Genomic DNA, 17,626 nt, shown 5'->3' with positions numbered 1-17,626 from the left:
TTTCAACCAGATGCTGGAACCTTGTAGTTACGGCGTCATAAAACCTGTAAATCATGAAAATAAGAATCAAAAAAGCAGTAATCGTAACCGCCTTTCTTTTTATTGCAAGTGGCCATGGAATAGCCCAAGGAATGCCGGTTTACGATAATGTGAATTTTATCTCCTTTGCCAAGCAGTTGTTGGAGGCAGGTAAACAAACCTCGAACATCATCAAGACGGTCAACTTCTTGAAGAAACAGAAGGAGAACATTGAAAAGGTTAGTGTAGCCATTGAAAAGTTGAAAGCGGTACAGGAACTAATCCGCAATAACGAACACCTGTATCATATGGTCAGGGGAGATTTAAGAGACATCCTTAACTCACCCTATATAAGGGGGGACGAAGTTGCTCGAGTATCGAATTCCTTCAATACCATTTTGGACCAAGCCACTGAAGACTTGGAATTTATTAATGAAATCCTATCCAGTGATCATCTAAAGCTGACCGATGGTGAACGGATGCGCGCTATTCGGGTACATCAGCAAAAGTCGAAGGAAATGGTGACCGAGATCGAGCGCAAGGCACAAAGGTATCACGACATTATCGCTTTTAGGGAGATGCAAGACAAAATCAATAATAGGGAAACAAATTACTAAAAAGTGGAATTGGTAATCTCCTTGGGCATTGGCCTTGAATACGTGGATGCCGTCTTTGAAACGATCAAAGGCACTGACTTCTCTGCTTATACCATCAGTGGTATCAAGGTTTTGGCCGTCCTTTTCTTCTTGGTCAATGTCCTTAAGAAATACAATGAGGGTGTTGTCAATATGGAAGGGTATTCATGGGGGCTGTCCCCAAGGGAACTTGCCAAGAATTTTACTGTTATTCTCTTGGTCATATTCTCCACTCAGATTCTCGGTTTCTTCGATGGTATTCTGGTTGCCATCGAAGAACAATACCGCAATACGGCTCCCGCCTTGATTCCATTGCAGTTGCAGGAAATTCCAATTGAGGAGGATGTTGGGGCGTTCGATGCGGCCAAAAAGGCTTGGGCACTATTGTACGAGGCATTGGTCACTCCGGTCTTCGGTATCAAGATGTTAAGCTTTTTTGTCGGGCTCATTCTTTGGATGATAGACCTGTTCATCTATCCCCTGTTTCTGGCAGAGCGATATTTCCTCTTGGGCATCATGCAGGCTTTTTTTCCGTTGGTCATTAGTTTGGCAGTCTTCGATAAGTTTAGAAATATGGCGTATACCTTTTTTAAACTATATGCCGCAGTCTATATGTTGGTACCCGCCTTCTTTTTGGTCAACATTTTTGTGAACCAGTTGTATACGGAAGTCAACAACAATTTTTGGACGAACCTTTGGGGAGGGCCAACGGATAACAATACCATAAAGATTTTGGTGGAAGCGGCAACCATTGGGTTTATCGTGTTCCTAAAGTTCAAATTATATAAGAGGGCAACTTCTTTTACCCTAAGATTATTTACAGCGTCATAGATGAATTACTATTAATTAATATGAAACTACCTTATCAAAACATTTACGATGTACTAAAGCTAAATCGTTATGTCACCATTATAGTCACGGTAACCGCGCTTTTGTCAAGTGTGTTCTCCGGTACCATGGTATTCAATATGTACAAAAAAGCCATGGACAGTGTCTTTGCAGTGAACACCGATGGCTCAGTAATTCCCTTGAAACTGGTATCCCAAAAGGAGAACCTTCGGGTAGAGGCCCTGTCACATCTAGCCTTGTTTCACGAGTACTTTTATGGAATTGACAACAGTAATTACGAAAGTCATCTGGAAAAAGCACTCTGGTTGGGCAACAGTACGGTAGATAATGTATACCGTCAGAAAAAATCGGATGGAGTCTATAACCGCATATTGCAATACTCCTTAGTGCAGAAAGTATTGAGTGTGGAATCGCAAGTGGATTTGAGCACAGAACCCTATAGGTTTGAAACGGTTACTTCTTTCGAGGTACATAGGGGATCGGTCATTGATCGATACGAAATGGTTTCCACAGGGTCATTGATTACCGTGGATCGCAACTTTCCAAAAAACACCCACGGACTGTTAATCACCGATTACTTCGAGAACTCGCTCAAAAAGATCAAGACAGATGAATAAAATGAATCTGAACATTGAATTATGAAAATGGATAAAAAGAAAATTGTGTTCATCTCTGTCATTGCGGTGATAGTCGTATTTATTGTGGGCTACTCGGTATTTGTCCTCAGTGATGACAAAGATTCTACTAATGAATTGCAACAGACCTTGGTACCCGACTTGGAGGAAAGTCAGGAAATATATTCTTCTAAAAAAGCAGCCGTGGATGCCATTAGGGAAGAAAAGGAACGGATTGCTCCCAGTATCTATGATGAGCGTTTTTTGGACGAATCGGGCATATATGACGAAGGCCTTTTGGATAAAAGGAAACAACGTATCGTAGACAGTATCTATCAAATCGGACAGATAGATTATTCTCAGGATTCCGTTCCATCGGCCATTCGAAAACCATTGCGGAAAAGGAGAAGGAAGAAACCGGAGGTCATCGATACCCAGGATATCGTTTCTACCTTAAAGGCCATGGGCCTGGAACATCAATTGTTCTTCGCGGTCAGTCCGCAAGTATTGGTAGATGGTATAGGTGAATCAATGGAAGTAGAAATCGACGGGGAGCAAACTATTAAGGTCAATGACCGCTTACAAATGCGGGTAATGCAGAGGACTACAATTCAAGGAATTGAGGTCAAGAAGAATACACGGCTTTATGGTATAGTAAAGTTTCGACCCAACAGGGTCATCTTGACGGTCAACAACATTGAGGGTTTCTCCTTAAAATTAAAGGCCTATGATAAAGCGGATGGCTTGGAGGGTATTTATATCCGAAACAGCTTTCGGGGTGATGTATTCAATGAGGTGCTTGGCGATGTGGTAGAGGATATCAATATTCCCGGGGTGCCTCAAGTGAGTGGAGTCAAAAGGGTCTTTCAGCGGAACAACCGTAATGTTAAGGTTACGGTCAGTAATAATTATAAACTCATTTTAAGACCAAAACTATGATACGGATTTTTTTAGTAGTATTAGTTGTTAGCTTGGCTAATGTTTCGGTCGCCCAAGAGAAGCAAACATTGGACACTATTTATGCCAATTCGACAATGAACCTGGCTCTTTTCTTCCCGACCAACATTCGGCAGGGAATCGTAGGGTCGGAGAACTTTGTATTCAGCTATAATCGGGACCGGGCACAACCTTTGGGATTATTGAAGGCCACCAAAGGAAACCCAAGCAATCTTTTGGTCATTACGACTGATGGAAAGGTCTATTCTTACATCATTAAGCACTCCGTTAATTTGACTGAAATGAATCGTTTTGTTTCTGTTGATGAGAGCATCGGCCATGAACACCAAAGGTTACCACCGGTCATTCGTGATACAATCATTTCGAATTCGAGTAAGAATGTACGAAAACAATACCCTGAAGTTTTTCTGGAAAGATCCTGTGCTGCCATTCTAGAACAGCGTGAGCGCAAAAATATCATGAAGCGTAAAGGAGGTATGTCATTGGCCATCAAGAACATGGTCTATTATGAAGACCTGGTCTTTTTGCAGTTCGAGATTAAGAACGAATCGGGAATCGATTTCAATATCGACTATCTCAAAGTTGCTCTTGTCATCGGGAATGATAAAAGAAAAGCCTCCTATCAATCGGTGCCACTTGTTCCCCAATATATTTTTAAAATGCCTGATAAAATCAGGCATGGTGAGACTTCTCGATTTGTTTACGTAATACCAAAGTTTACCTTGGGAGACAATGAAAAATTGAAATTGAGTCTTAAGGAATTTAGGGGGAATCGGGAGTTGGTTCTAAGGCAAAAATTATAAGATGCGAATATCAGAACCTTTTTGGCTATTTTCCATTTTCAAAAGTGTGGATAAAGATGAGACTTTTAGAAGAGAATTATTCATTGTCAGATTTTTTTGATTTAGGATGCAAATGGTCATTTAACTAATTAATAAGATATTCATTGTATTAAGAGGTTGCAATTATACATTTATTATTCTGTGAAAGTTGGAACATCTTGAACCGAAATAATGTATCTGATTCACATAAATAGATTTAACTGGGCGCTTTAATACTGGAGAAATTTAGGAATGCTAAAATTCGGTTGATTCCTTATTTGGTAACCTGAAGGTTTAGAAGAAAAAAAAATTTTGTTATATCGAAATTTTATTCCAATTTCCTCAATGCAATTTAGTGGCAAAAAAATTGGGATAACTTAACTAATCCTGTTGACAGAGGCACTTATCAAAAATTTAAAAAGGTTTAAAGTTTTATCTTACCGATATTATCATTTACCAATACATATCATTTTTTTGTACTCATTGGAGAACTAAAAATTAGCTAGGACTGCTATCTCATACCTTTTGAAAGCTTACAACACTAAGTATCCTTCTTTATTGCAACAATGGTAATTAGAAAACCTACAATGAATATTTCAATAAGAATTTGAAATGTAACAACGACTCTAGTAGTAGATGAATTGGGAAGTATATCGCTGTTACTTATTTTGGTGAAGCTGAAATACAAAAAATCCCAATAGGACCATACATTGGCATTTTTCAACTCCAATTCTTCAAGCATTTTTTCTTTGGAAACCTTGGCGGATAGCACTTCGGATAATTTCTCATCCAGTGCTTTAGCAGCAGAAGTCTGAAAAGATTCTAGAGATTCAAGAATAAGATTTTTTCTTTCTTCACTTAGCCTATAATAATCCCTGCGGTTAAACTGGTTTGCTTTTAGGCTAGTTTCAAAACCAAACCTATTTTGCAAACGTAGAGTTTTATTATTATAACTTAAGAATTCAAAAACTAATTGTTGTTCACCCTGTGTCCCAGGAGGAGTCATACCTTTTGAACCAACAGGGTCTATTAATTTGAAATCGTACAGAGTATCAAGCAAACTTGTTAATTTCAAATCGTTTATATTGTCCTCAAGTTCATTTACACCCGTTTTTTGAATAAGGCTTTCAGCATATTTAGAATAGTCTATTCTTTTCGAGATAGATATAGAATCTTTTCGAAGATCACTATATCTACTATGAATATCTAAAATTTCTTGATTAAGATTTTCTTTAATCTTAGATACTTGATTCTTCAATATCTCATTTAAAAAGAAAAAGTTTTGGTTATAAGATTTGTATAGGTGAAAATAAACTATTGAAAAAGCGATTTGGACAACTAAAAAGAGAATGAATACTTTCAAAATTTTTCTTTTCATTTAAAAGGACAGGTATTTGGTTAATCTATATCATTTTTAAGAACGTAAACATTTGAACTGTCGATTTCCTTCAATAGTCTTCTTTTCTTAGATTGGTAATATTTGAAATGTGCATACTCGTTATTTTCATCCTCACGGTCGAGTTCTAAATCTTTACCAAAAAGTTCAAGATTTTCATATAGCAGAATACTATCCCTATGAAGCATTATAGTATCATTGAGTATAACATATTTATATTGTCTATTATCATAAATATATTTCCCATTTACAATGTATAAAAAGTCTTCATTTTCAAACTTATAATGAATTAACCATTCCCTACTATGTCCTGTGGGATTTATTGAGCGGCTGAAAAAAAAGAATGACCCGAGTAAGACTATCAATGAAAATGACATGAGAGAATGTAATGGTATTCGTTTAAGTTTCTTAATCAATTTCCTCCTTATTTCTTTTTTCCCGTTCTTCTTTTATATATTTCCAATATTCCAAATCCTTAACAGCTTCAAAATTGTAAAATTTGAGATTGTTTATCTCGGCCTTAGGGAACGCGGACGTTTTGACAAGGTCTTTGTGAAATATGAACACATATTCTGTTGTCTCTCCCACATAGACCAAATTATCACTTAAAGTGGAAATTTGAGTGTCGCTATATTCAAATTCTCTGATAGAGTAATTAAAGGAAGACATTCTGTAACCAGCGTTGAAGGTGGCGATTGTCCCCGTCATAAAAAATATGAAGATCGCCAATAGACAGAGCTTAATTTTAGCTATACTAAAATTTCTGATTTTATATGCTTTCAGAAAATAGATTAGGTATGTGCTATTTAGCCTGATGCTCACAAAATAAATAGAGAGGAATGCTACATGTGGCGCAATAAATCTAGGGCTATAATAGTAAGGTATTTGGGCCTTTGGAGGTAGGCCAAAAAATGGAAAAGCAAACTCAGTAATAGAAAGGTAGAAAAATCCAAATTGTAAAATATTCCATCCCAGAAAAAACTCTATTCTAGAAAAAAAAGGTTTGGGATCATCAGGACTTTGATTGTGCTTTATTTTCCTTTTTCTAAAAAGGTAGACTAATGATTCAAAAACTTCACTTAAAATAAAAAATAATAGAAAAATGAGAGTATATGCAAGAAAAAAATAAATTAACCTAGGTAATAGTTTTATTAAAAATACGCTGAGGTCGGGAACCTTTATATAATTTGTTATATCAACACTAAACGAATTGTAATAAGCGTATTTATACAATAAAGCCAACGCTATTATGTATAAAGTGATGTAAGAAAATCTTACCTTTTTAAGTTCGTCAAAAATCTCAAAAAGTTTAAATAAAGTTTTTTTTGACATAAGAGGTGGGCTAGAAATTATAAAAATGGAAGAAAGGAAGTTGAATTAAATATACTAAAATTGTCGAAGATTTTTCTTATGTATAACTCGTTTAACGGTTCTAAATCAAAATCAAGCAGGCTTCGATAAACTCTAATAACTATCACCGAGACCGAATTTTTGGTAATACTACCTTCCAAAAATTCCCTGTACTTCTATATGGATTCGCTCAAAATTTTCCTGAAGCTTCTTTTTGTGGTTCCTTTCCGGTAAGGGCAACTGTCTTAAAATTTTAGGACCCCTAAATTGTACTTTTTCATCCTTTCCATCGGCCAAAACCACAAACCCCCCTTGTCGGAGCCCATAGAAAACGTTGGCACGGGTCTTGGCAACTTCTCGCTCGCCTTTGGTCACCCTAGTATCAAAATTCAGGTTGTAACCCTTGTTCACGCTTTTTGTTTCCTGCTTTACAATTTCAAAGAAACGCTCATAATATTTGGCGGTATCCGGGTCATTGGCCTTGCCGAAGAACTGATAGGAAAGATTGCTCAATATGGCCTTGCTGGCCATAGGGCCGTACATCATATCATTTTGGATCTTGTCCTGGAGCACATAGACCGTAGCGATATTGTAACTCCGCAGGGTGGCAGGAATTCTGTGCATATTCAATAATCTCAAGGTGGCGGCTTCTTCCATAAGTAGAAAGGACGGATTTCGGTGGCGTACACTCATCTGCTTGGTAATCGTATGTAGAATCGTTGCGATTACCGGGGACAATGATGTCTCAATCCTTGGATTATTGACTACCGAGATTACTTTTAAACTGTTCGGATCGTTGATGTTCAGGTTAATTTCATCTTCCGAAAGAACCATAAAAATACGTTGTGTACTGATTTTTTTAAAGGCATTTGCCAAGGTGCTTTTGACCCCGGCGGTCTGCCGCTCCGATTCCACTCCACTTATAAAGGCATCTGCCATGGCCCTTGATATTGTGTTCCCGGACAAGAACCTGATTAAGTTTTTGGTATCCAAATGTTGATAGAGTGCTATCAGGTGGGGTAGGGTACAGGCGTCCTCAAAATCCGTTTTCAGTCGCCAAATCATTCCCCCGATCAACCCTTCGACCACATCATTGAAGAACCGGGTCGTGGCATTCATGTGATTGTCCTTTTGTTCCAGGAGGTTTTCCACAAGAACACGGGATACTTCGTTGACGCTTTCCTCATCGGGTAGGTACCTCGGCGCAATAGGATTGACCTTGGCATAAATCGTATCGAACGAAATAATCTGGAACGGAATGTCACCTTTGCTAAAAAGCGGATAGGCCATTTCGGTAATTTCAAAGTTTTTATAATCGTAAATAACCCCGCTGAAATTCCAGTGATTGAAATGCCTTAACAATGGATAAACGACACTTTCGGTCTTGCCACTTCCAGCGGCACCTATAATGGCGATTCCCCTACGGATATTTTGTAAAAGCACCTTCCCTTTGGAAACTTTTAGACGAACAACGTAGCGATTTTCAATAGTGTGGTCGCTTTCTTTGGGAAAGTAGACAAACCATAGGATATTGATAAAGAATAAAGGCAGCCCGATGACCAACATCACCGGAATGAACTGTTGGACACTTTCACTTTCCGACCAGGCCCATGTTAACCCCAATATTATCCACAGCGTGTTTAGGTAGAAACCGGACTTAAACCTTCGGACAATAAAGAGGCCCAAACCACTTCCCAGAAGCAATATCCAAAACACAACAGTATAGTCCAATTGTTCCATAATCCTTTTAGATTCCTATTGATCCGGCTTCCATAGCCCGTTTCATTCCTCTTCGCAATTGATGAAAAACCTTTAGTGCCAGTTGTACCTTATTGGTCGGTATCGAAGGAACCCGCATGCCGGATTTCGAAAGTAGTTTTAGGGCCAAAGCCTTCTCTCCCATAGGTAGGTTGCCCAAAAGCATCCGAAATAAAATGGGATCCTTGACCAAAGTTTTTTTGGCGTCATAGGTCTCGACAAAATTCCGATTGTAGCCAAAGAGCTTATCGAAAACCTGTTCCGATTTCTCGTAGAAACGGTCGCGATGAAAACCACGTTGCACCTTCTTTCCATGCATCTCAACTTCGGAAGCTTTGTATTTTGAACCTGGAGAAAGACTAAAAGTATTGGTCACATCCTTTCGACTAACAATAATATGAATGTGGGATTGGATCCCATCCTTTTTCATTCCAGCCACAATCATTTGGCCATTGATCTTATGGGGAGCAGCTTCTTTCAAATCAATGATTTCCTTCTGCATTTTTTGTATATCCCCTTCCAATTCCCCTCGACTGACTTTTTGGATATCGTTTTTCAATTTGGCGATGCGTTTTCGAAAAAGGGCGTTTTCCAAAACTTCTTTTTCAAATCCCCGATAAGTCCGTTCATGTTCTATTTTGGCAAAATATTTTATTTGGTCGACGGTTACCGGTTTTTCACGATAAAAAGATTTTGCATATTCCTTCATCAGTTCCCGGGTATAAGTCTTTAGAGCTTCAGGCTTGTGAGCTATTCTTTTGAGTTCCCTTTGGCTTGGACTGACCACGATCGAATAAAACTTTGGTTCCGTCTTTTTTAACTTGGCAGTATTGGAATCGATTTCCTTGACGACCCCTTCGGCTGAAATCTGATTCTCGGTTCGGCTAAAAAAATGTTCCTGGTTTTCCCGATCCAAACCTTCATTTTCTTTTTCCAGGTAGGCAACGTAATCCGCTACGCTATTGGAATAGCCCTGCCCTAATTTCTGGGGTGTAATGGTAATGTACATATTATAGATCCTTTAAGGTCTGCTTGAAGCGGGCCAGTTCTTCCCGTGTGATTCCGACTTTTAAAAAGTCCTTTCCAAAGCGGTTGCTGACCGGTTCAATCTGATGCAGAACGTATTGCAAGCGTTGCTTCATTTCTTCCAACTTCCGGTTGGCACGGTCATATTTTATTCTCGGAACCGTGGTCTTTTCCCTTCCGGTTTTTGGGAAATCCACTTTGGAAGTTTCGGTATCCAGTTTTTTAGGGTCGTATGTTTTATTGTTCTCCTCAAAGAGCGATCTTAGCATCGTTTCGATATTGATCAAGGGTATATTCTGCCCTTTCTCTATGGACTTCGAAATGGCAATATGGGCCTCGATACGTTTACGGTTGAGTTCCACCGCTGAATTGATGTCCTTGGCAAAACGTTGGTGAGGGGAATAGTTGTGCCATTCGAAAAAGTCAAGCATTGCCTCCAACGCTTCGGAATACGTTTTCGCGATTTTCTTGGAGAATAGCTTGAAACGTTCGATAGTTCCTATCCTTAACCGTATGACCTTAAAACCATCCATCGGTGAATCCTATTTTTATTCGATTGTTACAATTTGAATTCCTGTTTATCGGGTATTCCAAGGGAATTGTTACAATATTTCATCCCGCTTCGAAATTCTTTCATATTATAAAATTTAGACTATCAATATTTTATAATCGGACGAGACATCATAACACCGCTTTAGCGTGTTATCCTCTTGCTATTCCTTTGATCCCCGAAGGGGTCAAAAAAATACCTTTCCCAAAAGGTAAAGGCTCTTGTAGTAATCGTCCATTAAACAGAAGGTTTTATGATTTTTTCAATCCTGCTTTTAGGGATTTCACAGGCTATTTTACAGAGCCTTGAACTTTCCATAATAGAAAATGGGCAACTTAAAAAGTCGCCCTTGTGTTTCCCCATCACGGGAATTATAGTTTGGACATCCCATGATTGGTTGATATGGATTTAAAGAATTCCATTATCGGCAAAACTGTAGTACCGGCCATTGGGAACGATTAGGATATGATCCAATAACCGGATATCGAATAGATCAGCTGCCTCCTTGATCTTTTGGGTAATCTCCCTGTCCGCTTGGCTTGCCCTCAACGTTCCGCTGGGATGGTTGTGTGTCAAGATGATTGCTACGGACAATGATTTTAAAACCACCGCGAACAAGATCCGCATATCGATGACCGTGGAGGTAATCCCGCCTTTTGAAAGTTGATAGATACCCTTCACCTTATTGTTATTGTTCAATAACATGACCTTAAAGGATTCATTTACCTGAATTGTCTGTTTGTCCCAATGTTCGTAAAGTAGATCTGCGGCATCCTTTGAGGAATTTATCTTCTGCCAAAAGGGGGCAGGGATTCGTTCTTTGTAGCTTATCCGTATTTCGTTAACTTTGTCCTTCATTGCTTTTTAATTTAAACGTTATTGGTAATGAAAAAGAGGGCAGAACTTTTCCGAGAGATGCCCTCTTTAATTGTAAATGGTTTATGTATTAGGCTGCCCTATCTTCGTTCTTGGCACCCAATAATAGAACCTCGCTAACAATTACCTCCGTGATATAGCGTTTTTCGCCTTTCTTGGTTTCGTAGCTTCGTGAGGTCAGTCTACCCTCGATAGCGATCTGCTTGCCTTTGACCGCATATAGATCGATGATCTCGGCGGTCTTGCCCCAGGCCACCATATTGTGCCAGTCAGTGGACCGTACCTTTTGACCTTCGGCATCTTTGTAATTCTGATCGGTGGCCAATAAAAAACGAATGACTTTTTTACCGCTTTCCAAAACGTTCATTTCAGGGTCGTTCCCCACGTTGCCGATCAATTGAACTTTGTTTCTAAGATTGCTCATAATTGAAAAATTTAAAATGAATGAATAGTCCTGCCCGAACCCTTCGGACAGCTTTTATAATCGATTTACTTATTATATCCGGAGCGTTTTCCCTTTTTTTGATTTTTAACCTTTGTTCCGCTTCCTTTTTGTTGATTCCGTACGATTTCATCTTTTGTGTTTTTGATTTACTTCCCATAGTGCCTTCACGATTCCCTTTTTTTGATGCTGTACGGATTACAACATCGGGGCTTGGAAAGGACGTATAAAAAGGCCCCGCAATTGGCGGGGCTGGCTTTATGCCGTCACCAAGAACGGATGTTGTTTTTTTGCCATCGAAAAAAAGGGAATGGTGGCTGTACTGAAGATATGATCAAAACCGATAGGGGGGAGTGCCGGATCGACCGGAAGCAGAACAAAACGGAAAGTCGAAATTTTGGTCGAACGGACTCAACCTTAAAAATGTATCCAATATGTAACAAAAAACAGGATAGAGTAAATGCAAAAAATTTCTCCAAGGAAACCCAGATTCTTTTTTTGCGTTGGAGTCCATAATTTTGAAAGAAGCCCCTTTTGTGCAATGGAGAGTTAGGGAAATGAACTAAGCGTAAGGGCGAAAAGACCTTTTGAATTGAGTTCCATAAAATGTGAATTGATGAAACTATTAAAAGAGACCAAGAAAAGGACGTTTCCTAGAATACTTATACTTTGAAAAAGGATTCTCATGAATTGGCCTTTTTTGATAAAGATGGTTTTACAGAATTAATCATATGATCATTATTTATAGAACATCCCAAAAAATATTTGCAAAAAAACTGCCACCATTCAGATTGATTGCATCATGATTATAAACATGTTAGTAAATTGACTAGATCAACAAAGGAATTTTGGGAAACTAGTTACCGTAGAAATATCGGTAAAATGATCGGTATTTGTTTTAGATATACCCAGGATAATCAGCTATCTGAAGACTTGGCCCATGAAGCCTTTCTGAAAGCCATTGAAAAATATAAAAGTTTTAAAGGTAAAGGACCTTTTGACGCATGGTTACACCGTGTGGTAGTGAACCATACCCTGCAATACTTGCGAGACGAAAAAAAGAAAAAACCTCTAAATGATTCGTCGCCATACCGCACTGAACTTAAAACAATAGAGGATGAAACTTTTTCAAATACGGAAACGGCCTTCACAATAACTGAACTTTTAAATACCATTGACCAATTGCCAGAGCACCACCGCTGGGTCTTTAATCTCTATGTCATGGAAAAATACACCCATGCCCAGATAGCAGAAGAACTGGATATAAGTGAGGGAACATCAAAATCCCACCTAGCTAGGGCACGTAAAAAGTTAAAAAAAATGCTCGTAGAAAAGGCAAAAGAAAATGAAAAGGACAAAGAACACCAAAAATTGTTGTTGCTATTGTTATCTCCTAAGGGGAATGCACATTTATCTGAATTGTATGAAAAAAGTTTTGACCAATTCTCGTTATCGGTCAAAAATACTTTGCCAGTCGAATTCATGGAATTTAGTGATCCATCTTACTTGAAAATCTTATCTGTTAAACCCTTTTTTAAAGCATTGGTCATATCAGGTGTTGCCATGGTATGCACTATTGGTATTTTAATAATTCAACCATGGAAAAATAATGAAGGAAACAACACTGATAAAAACCTAAAATCCCCTTCGGTAACCATTACCGATTCCTTGGTTGAAAATAAAACAACTAAAAAAATACAACCTAAAACTGCAACCATTTCAAAAGATTCCGTCAAGTCTAACAAGAACATAAAACAAACAATTATGAAACCATTGGATTCTTTAGCATTATTGATCGCTTTATCTTCAAGTTCTTTTGACTCTGTAGCTATTCAAGATTCTGTTAAACAACAAATAGAGACTGTTCAACCTGAAATTACTGCAAAAATCCCCAATGCCCCATACGAAACACCCGAAAAAGAAAAGGGTACTTTTAGTGCCTCAAGATTGTTTTGGTCAAAAAAAAACAACGAGGTTTATTTAAAAGGAAAAGTAAGGGTTGATTTTGAAGATTCAGATTTTCAAGGAAACGGCTCCTTTACTTTCTTGGGCAAAGTACATCTACTTGTTATCGACGGTCAACAAATAGATATCGGAAAGACCATAAGACTCTCGGATAGCAACTATAAATTGGTAAGGCTAAACAGTAATGAAGCTATGGCCAAATATGGCGCAAAAGGAGAACAAGGGGCCATAGAAATATCGGTTGTTAAATAGGTCAAACCTTGCAATCATAGAAAAGTGTTGGAATCATGAAAATAATATATTCAAAATTTTTAAAGACTTTTGGCTTAACAGTCTCCTTTTTACTCATTACTACAGGGTATGCCCAAAAGGATTATAAATACGAGTCCCTGGACACTATAATCCAAAGTTTTATGTCCGAAAGGAATATTCTAGGTTTTGCAACCTGTATTGTAAAAGATAATACCTTGACATGGTCCAAATCTTATGGCTTGGCAGATATTGGGCTTAATACACCTATGAGCATTGATGGTATTATGAATATTGGGTCTATCTCCAAAACTTTTACTACGGTAGCGGCCATGCAACTTTGGGAAAGAGGTTTACTTGATCTTGATAGGGATATAAATGAATATTTGGATTTCAAAATTAGAAACCCTAAATATTCGGACCGACCAATAACCATTTTTCAGATTTTGACCCATACCTCTTCCATTCAGGATGGGCCGGCCTATCACCATAGCTATTCATGTGGAGACCCTACAATATCTTTATATGACTGGATTTATGCAAATTTAAATTCGAATGGCAAATACTATAACGATGGAAGTAATTTTACCAAATTGTCACCAGGAGATAATAAACGATATTCAAATATTGCATTCGGGTTGCTTGGCCTAATTATCGAAAATGTTTCAAAGAAACCTTTTAATGAATATTGCCAAAAACATATTTTTAAGCCTTTGGGTATGGACAATACAGGATGGTTTTTAAGTGAAGTAGACTCATCAAAGCATATTAAACCTTATGCTTACATTACCGACCATAACAAAAATGAATTACTTGAAAATAAACGTCTGTATACCAAGGATTCCAAATTTGAAGTAAACAGTTTTGTTGAAAATTGTCTTTATAGTTTCCCCAATTATCCTGATGGTTTGGTACGAACCAGTGTTAGGGAATTGTCCAATTACATGATCGCTATCATGAATGGTGGCGAATATAATGGAAAACGTATACTGAAAAAAGATACCATAGACAAAATGTTATCTCTTCAGCTCAAAGGCAATACTTCCCAAGGGCTATGTTGGCATACTTATGAATTTGATTCTACTTCAATTCACCATACGTTATGGGGGCATACAGGTGGAGATCCAGGTATTACCACCTATCTTTTTTTCAATAAAGCAGACAACACTGGCATCATCACGTTTCAAAATACTGCTACTAGCGGAGGATTTGATATTATCAAAGAAATATATCTTACAAGTAAATAAAAGCGCACAAAATTATATATACGCCCGTGTTAGCAGCAATTTTATCAGTCCCATAAAGAGAACCATTCTAGGGGATCTGATAATTTCGTTATTTGGTCCCATTAATTTGAAACCAATCAGAACACTATCATTACACATAACTCTATTCCTCTTGCAACCCGTCTACCGGGTTTTTGTTGGCAGCGCTAAGGGCCTGGGAGCTTACCGTTGCCAAGGCAATGAAAAATGCTACTAGACCAGCTGCCAGGAAATACCACAATCGCATAGGAATCCGATAGGCAAAACCGGACAGCCAGTTGTCTGTCAGCAGATAGGCCACGGGAAGAGCTATCAAGATCGCGATCAGGACCAGCTTGGCAAACTCGCCGGACAACATTACCGTAACCTGTGTTGCTGTCTGGCCCAGGACCTTCCTTATACTAATTTCCTTTCGGCGTCTCTCTGCCGTATAGGCGGCTAGACCAAAGAGACCTAGGCAAGAAATCAAAACTGCGAGACCGGCAAAATATTTGGACAATGTGGCCACTCTTTGTTCCGATGCATAAAGTGTATTGTATTCCTGATCCAGGAATTGATATTCGAGCGGGAATCCAGGATTGTATTCCCGATAAAAACTTTGGAGGGCCGATAGGGTTTCCCGCTCCTTTCCGGATTCTATCCGCAACATAATCCTTCTTACATAATCCGGGGAGAACACGAGCAACATCGGTTCGACCCTCTCGTGTAATGACTTGAAATGAAAATCCTTTACCGTTCCAATAATCCTTCTTTCCTGGCCCAGAAAATCCACTTTTTTGCCTATTGGATTATCGAGCCCCATGGCCTTTATAGCAGTCTCGTTGAAAATAATACCCGAACTGTCAGTGGAATAGTCCCGTGAAAAACTACGGCCGGAGGTAACCTCCATACCAAGAGTTTCGATAAGGTCATAGTTTACCTGGGCTATTTGAAACTGGGTATCGTCCTCGGGATCTTTGCCTTCCCAGCCTATGCCGGCGGAAAAACTATGCCCTATCATATCGTGCGATGTGCTGGAAACGTTTACTACCCCTGGTATTTTCTTGATTTCCGAGACAAAGGTCTCCAATCCGTTCTTTACCCTGCCCTCAATTCCGAAATGGACCACATTGTCCTTGTCGTATCCCAAGTTTTTATTTTGTATGAACTCAATCTGTTTATAAACCACCAGTACGGAAACGATCAAGACGACCGATAGGGCAAACTGTACAACGACCAGCCCCTTTCTGGTCAAAAATTCCCCGACCGGACTTTTAATTTTTCCCCGAAAAATTGTCACTGCATTGAAGCCGGACAGGTAAAGTGCGGGGTAACTTCCTGCCACAAGTCCCGCGAACAGGGTAATGCCCAAGACTATTAACACAAGGCCCGGAGTAAAGTTTACAGTAAGTTCCCTGCCAATAATATTGTTGAACCATGGGAGGGAAGCCAAGACCATGACAAGTGCGACCAAAAGCGCGGTAAAGGCCATCATCACCGATTCCCCAAGATGCTGCAGCACCAATGACCTTCTGCTGGCACCTACTGCTTTTTTCACGCCGATTTCCTTTAATCTTTTAGACGCTTTTGCCGTTGACAGGTTCATAAAATTTATACATGCGATCATCAAAATGATGATGGCAATTATGGAGAACATCCGAACATATTCTATACGTCCCCCGGCTTGCTTTCCGTTTTCGTAGTTACCATAGAGATAGTAATCCGAATAGGGAACAGCGGAAAGTGTACGGGTCGATCCTTCCTGTCTTACCTTGATCAGATCGGCAATTTTCCTCTTGAACTGCTTGACATCCGTACCTTTTTTTAGAACCATAAATACCTGTGGGCCTGTACTTCCCCAATTCTGGACCCAACTGTATGCGGGCATATCGGATAATAGGTCATAGGTTGCCGCGAAGTCGAACTGAAACGTGGAATTGGCCGGGGTATCCTTGAACACCCCCGACACTTGCAATGGTTGTTCGTGTTCCAGTTCAATGACCTTGCCGATACTATTTTCCGTAGAATCGAAAAGGCTCATTGCCAACGATTCCGAAATCACTATGGAATTCTTGTCGGCAAGTACCTGATTCCTGCCCCCATGAACAAGACCATAGGAAAAGATATTGAAGTAGTCTTTTCCCACATACTGACCGAGGGCCTTTATATCTTTACCTTCAGTGGATAGATTCTGTTTTCCGAACCATTCCGGGGGGGCGACGGCCGTAGAATAGACGACCTCGGGCATTTCATCCTTTAATACTTCTGCAACGGGACCAGAGGTTTCTTTCCATGTGATGACATCCTCATTGTAGCGGGTATGTTCCAGGGTCCTATAAAGCAGTTCATCATTTTCATGGAACTTATCCATGTTCAGTTCATCATGTACCCATAGGTATATCAAAAGGACACAGGCCAATCCCGTGGAAAGTCCGATTATATTAATAAAAAAGGAGCCTTTTTGTCTTTTGATATTTCTTAGGAAAAGTTTGATGTTGTGCATGGATATGGCTTTTGAGATTTAGAAGGCATAAGCTAGCGGCCCACTAAGCATATGCCGAGAAAATGATTGAAAAGTGATGGGTCAAAAGCAGATGAACCAAATCTGTGCCATGATTATAAATTACTCATAATCATATTGTTAAATCAATTAATCTTCTTGTATCGGGCTCACATCGTAAAATTATTGGACAGTGTTTGTCCAAAGTTTTTACAATGAAAGGAAATACTCTTGGGTCACACGGATTTCAATATCGAACTTATACATTACCTCAAATATAATTTCAAAGTAAAGACCGAGCGGTTTCCAAATAGTTACAGAAAATGCCGATTATTTTATTGCTACCGTAGCAAATTAGTTTTACTTGATAAGACAA

The 17,626-nt window shown here is 39.0% G+C and carries 16 protein-coding genes; 7 read left to right on the top strand and 9 right to left on the bottom strand.

The features are described from left to right. Positions 1 to 53: 53 nt before the first annotated feature. The 5 genes from ACO06Y_RS02200 to ACO06Y_RS02180 are packed head-to-tail and all read left to right on the top strand — an operon-like array spanning position 54 to position 3,876. Positions 54 to 635 (top strand): conjugal transfer protein, encoded by a 582-nt coding sequence (locus ACO06Y_RS02200; protein ID WP_422082191.1) that lies wholly within the window; start codon positions 54 to 56, stop codon positions 633 to 635. 3 nt (positions 636 to 638) lie between these two features. Then, positions 639 to 1,484 (top strand): hypothetical protein, encoded by an 846-nt coding sequence (locus ACO06Y_RS02195; protein ID WP_422082190.1) that lies wholly within the window; start codon positions 639 to 641, stop codon positions 1,482 to 1,484. 20 nt (positions 1,485 to 1,504) lie between these two features. Beyond that, entirely contained in the window at positions 1,505 to 2,119 is a 615-nt protein-coding gene (locus ACO06Y_RS02190) for a conjugal transfer protein TraK (protein WP_422082189.1), read from the top strand. A 21-nt stretch (positions 2,120 to 2,140) separates the two neighbouring features. Then, positions 2,141 to 3,055: a conjugative transposon protein TraM gene (gene traM, locus ACO06Y_RS02185; RefSeq protein ID WP_422082188.1), complete on the top strand. Its 915-nt coding sequence runs from the start codon at positions 2,141 to 2,143 to the stop codon at positions 3,053 to 3,055. Beyond that, positions 3,052 to 3,876, top strand: coding sequence for a DUF4138 domain-containing protein (locus ACO06Y_RS02180; protein ID WP_422082187.1), 825 nt, complete (start codon positions 3,052 to 3,054; stop codon positions 3,874 to 3,876). Before traM ends, ACO06Y_RS02180 begins: the two co-directional genes overlap by 4 nt. Positions 3,877 to 4,435: 559 nt before the next feature. Here ACO06Y_RS02180 and ACO06Y_RS02175 read toward each other — a convergent pair. The 8 genes from ACO06Y_RS02175 to ACO06Y_RS02140 all read right to left on the bottom strand — a co-directional run bounded on the left by ACO06Y_RS02175 (position 4,436) and on the right by ACO06Y_RS02140 (position 11,274). After that, positions 4,436 to 5,272: a potassium channel family protein gene (locus ACO06Y_RS02175; RefSeq protein ID WP_422082186.1), complete on the bottom strand. Its 837-nt coding sequence runs from the start codon at positions 5,270 to 5,272 to the stop codon at positions 4,436 to 4,438. Positions 5,273 to 5,292: 20 nt separating this feature from the next. Continuing rightward, positions 5,293 to 5,667, bottom strand: a complete 375-nt coding sequence (locus tag ACO06Y_RS02170; RefSeq protein ID WP_422082185.1) for a hypothetical protein — start codon at positions 5,665 to 5,667, stop codon at positions 5,293 to 5,295. Between the two features lie 31 nt (positions 5,668 to 5,698). Beyond that, the gene (locus tag ACO06Y_RS02165; RefSeq protein WP_422082184.1) at positions 5,699 to 5,998 is read right to left on the bottom strand and encodes a hypothetical protein; all 300 of its coding nucleotides are present in this window, start codon (positions 5,996 to 5,998) and stop codon (positions 5,699 to 5,701) included. Between the two features lie 792 nt (positions 5,999 to 6,790). Continuing rightward, complete coding sequence (locus ACO06Y_RS02160; protein ID WP_422082183.1) at positions 6,791 to 8,380, bottom strand: type IV secretory system conjugative DNA transfer family protein; 1,590 nt, start codon at positions 8,378 to 8,380, stop codon at positions 6,791 to 6,793. 7 nt (positions 8,381 to 8,387) lie between these two features. Next, positions 8,388 to 9,407: a MobB family relaxase gene (mobB, locus tag ACO06Y_RS02155; protein ID WP_422082182.1), complete on the bottom strand. Its 1,020-nt coding sequence runs from the start codon at positions 9,405 to 9,407 to the stop codon at positions 8,388 to 8,390. Between the two features lies 1 nt (position 9,408). Next, on the bottom strand, positions 9,409 to 9,957 hold the full coding sequence (locus ACO06Y_RS02150) for a BfmA/BtgA family mobilization protein (RefSeq protein ID WP_422082181.1): 549 nt from the start codon (positions 9,955 to 9,957) through the stop codon (positions 9,409 to 9,411). A gap of 425 nt (positions 9,958 to 10,382) precedes the next feature. Further along, positions 10,383 to 10,832: a JAB domain-containing protein gene (locus ACO06Y_RS02145; protein ID WP_422082180.1), complete on the bottom strand. Its 450-nt coding sequence runs from the start codon at positions 10,830 to 10,832 to the stop codon at positions 10,383 to 10,385. An 88-nt stretch (positions 10,833 to 10,920) separates the two neighbouring features. Next, a complete protein-coding gene (locus ACO06Y_RS02140; protein WP_422082179.1) occupies positions 10,921 to 11,274 on the bottom strand; it encodes a single-stranded DNA-binding protein in 354 nt (117 codons plus the stop codon). A gap of 843 nt (positions 11,275 to 12,117) precedes the next feature. Between ACO06Y_RS02140 and ACO06Y_RS02135 the strand changes: the two genes are divergently transcribed. Together ACO06Y_RS02135 and ACO06Y_RS02130 are read left to right on the top strand one after the other, a co-directional pair. Then, positions 12,118 to 13,509, top strand: a complete 1,392-nt coding sequence (locus ACO06Y_RS02135; protein WP_422082178.1) for an RNA polymerase sigma factor — start codon at positions 12,118 to 12,120, stop codon at positions 13,507 to 13,509. A gap of 35 nt (positions 13,510 to 13,544) precedes the next feature. Next, positions 13,545 to 14,753, top strand: a complete 1,209-nt coding sequence (locus ACO06Y_RS02130; protein ID WP_422082177.1) for a serine hydrolase domain-containing protein — start codon at positions 13,545 to 13,547, stop codon at positions 14,751 to 14,753. Between the two features lie 142 nt (positions 14,754 to 14,895). On the opposite strand, the gene ACO06Y_RS02125 is transcribed toward ACO06Y_RS02130, so the two are convergent. Further along, positions 14,896 to 17,253, bottom strand: a complete 2,358-nt coding sequence (locus tag ACO06Y_RS02125; RefSeq protein ID WP_422082176.1) for an ABC transporter permease — start codon at positions 17,251 to 17,253, stop codon at positions 14,896 to 14,898. Positions 17,254 to 17,626 lie beyond the last annotated feature (373 nt).

This window comes from Ulvibacterium sp. (genome assembly GCF_965228935.1).
GTDB lineage: Bacteria > Bacteroidota > Bacteroidia > Flavobacteriales > Flavobacteriaceae > Ulvibacterium.
The sequence above is the reverse complement of the archived record's forward strand: the minus strand, read 5'-3'. Positions and strand labels throughout refer to the sequence as shown.

Bases quoted from the DNA above. Each gene is read 5' to 3' on its own strand.
- ACO06Y_RS02200 (WP_422082191.1), top strand. From the start codon at position 54: ATGAAAATAAGAATCAAAAAAGCAGTAATCGTAACCGCCTTTCTTTTT.
- ACO06Y_RS02190 (WP_422082189.1), top strand. From the start codon at position 1,505: ATGAAACTACCTTATCAAAACATTTACGATGTACTAAAGCTAAATCGT.
- traM (WP_422082188.1), top strand. From the start codon at position 2,141: ATGAAAATGGATAAAAAGAAAATTGTGTTCATCTCTGTCATTGCGGTG.
- ACO06Y_RS02180 (WP_422082187.1), top strand. From the start codon at position 3,052: ATGATACGGATTTTTTTAGTAGTATTAGTTGTTAGCTTGGCTAATGTT.
- ACO06Y_RS02175 (WP_422082186.1), bottom strand. From the start codon at position 5,272: ATGAAAAGAAAAATTTTGAAAGTATTCATTCTCTTTTTAGTTGTCCAA.
- ACO06Y_RS02170 (WP_422082185.1), bottom strand. From the start codon at position 5,667: ATGTCATTTTCATTGATAGTCTTACTCGGGTCATTCTTTTTTTTCAGC.
- ACO06Y_RS02165 (WP_422082184.1), bottom strand. From the start codon at position 5,998: ATGACGGGGACAATCGCCACCTTCAACGCTGGTTACAGAATGTCTTCC.
- ACO06Y_RS02160 (WP_422082183.1), bottom strand. From the start codon at position 8,380: ATGGAACAATTGGACTATACTGTTGTGTTTTGGATATTGCTTCTGGGA.
- mobB (WP_422082182.1), bottom strand. From the start codon at position 9,407: ATGTACATTACCATTACACCCCAGAAATTAGGGCAGGGCTATTCCAAT.
- ACO06Y_RS02150 (WP_422082181.1), bottom strand. From the start codon at position 9,957: ATGGATGGTTTTAAGGTCATACGGTTAAGGATAGGAACTATCGAACGT.
- ACO06Y_RS02145 (WP_422082180.1), bottom strand. From the start codon at position 10,832: ATGAAGGACAAAGTTAACGAAATACGGATAAGCTACAAAGAACGAATC.
- ACO06Y_RS02140 (WP_422082179.1), bottom strand. From the start codon at position 11,274: ATGAGCAATCTTAGAAACAAAGTTCAATTGATCGGCAACGTGGGGAAC.
- ACO06Y_RS02130 (WP_422082177.1), top strand. From the start codon at position 13,545: ATGAAAATAATATATTCAAAATTTTTAAAGACTTTTGGCTTAACAGTC.
- ACO06Y_RS02125 (WP_422082176.1), bottom strand. From the start codon at position 17,253: ATGCACAACATCAAACTTTTCCTAAGAAATATCAAAAGACAAAAAGGC.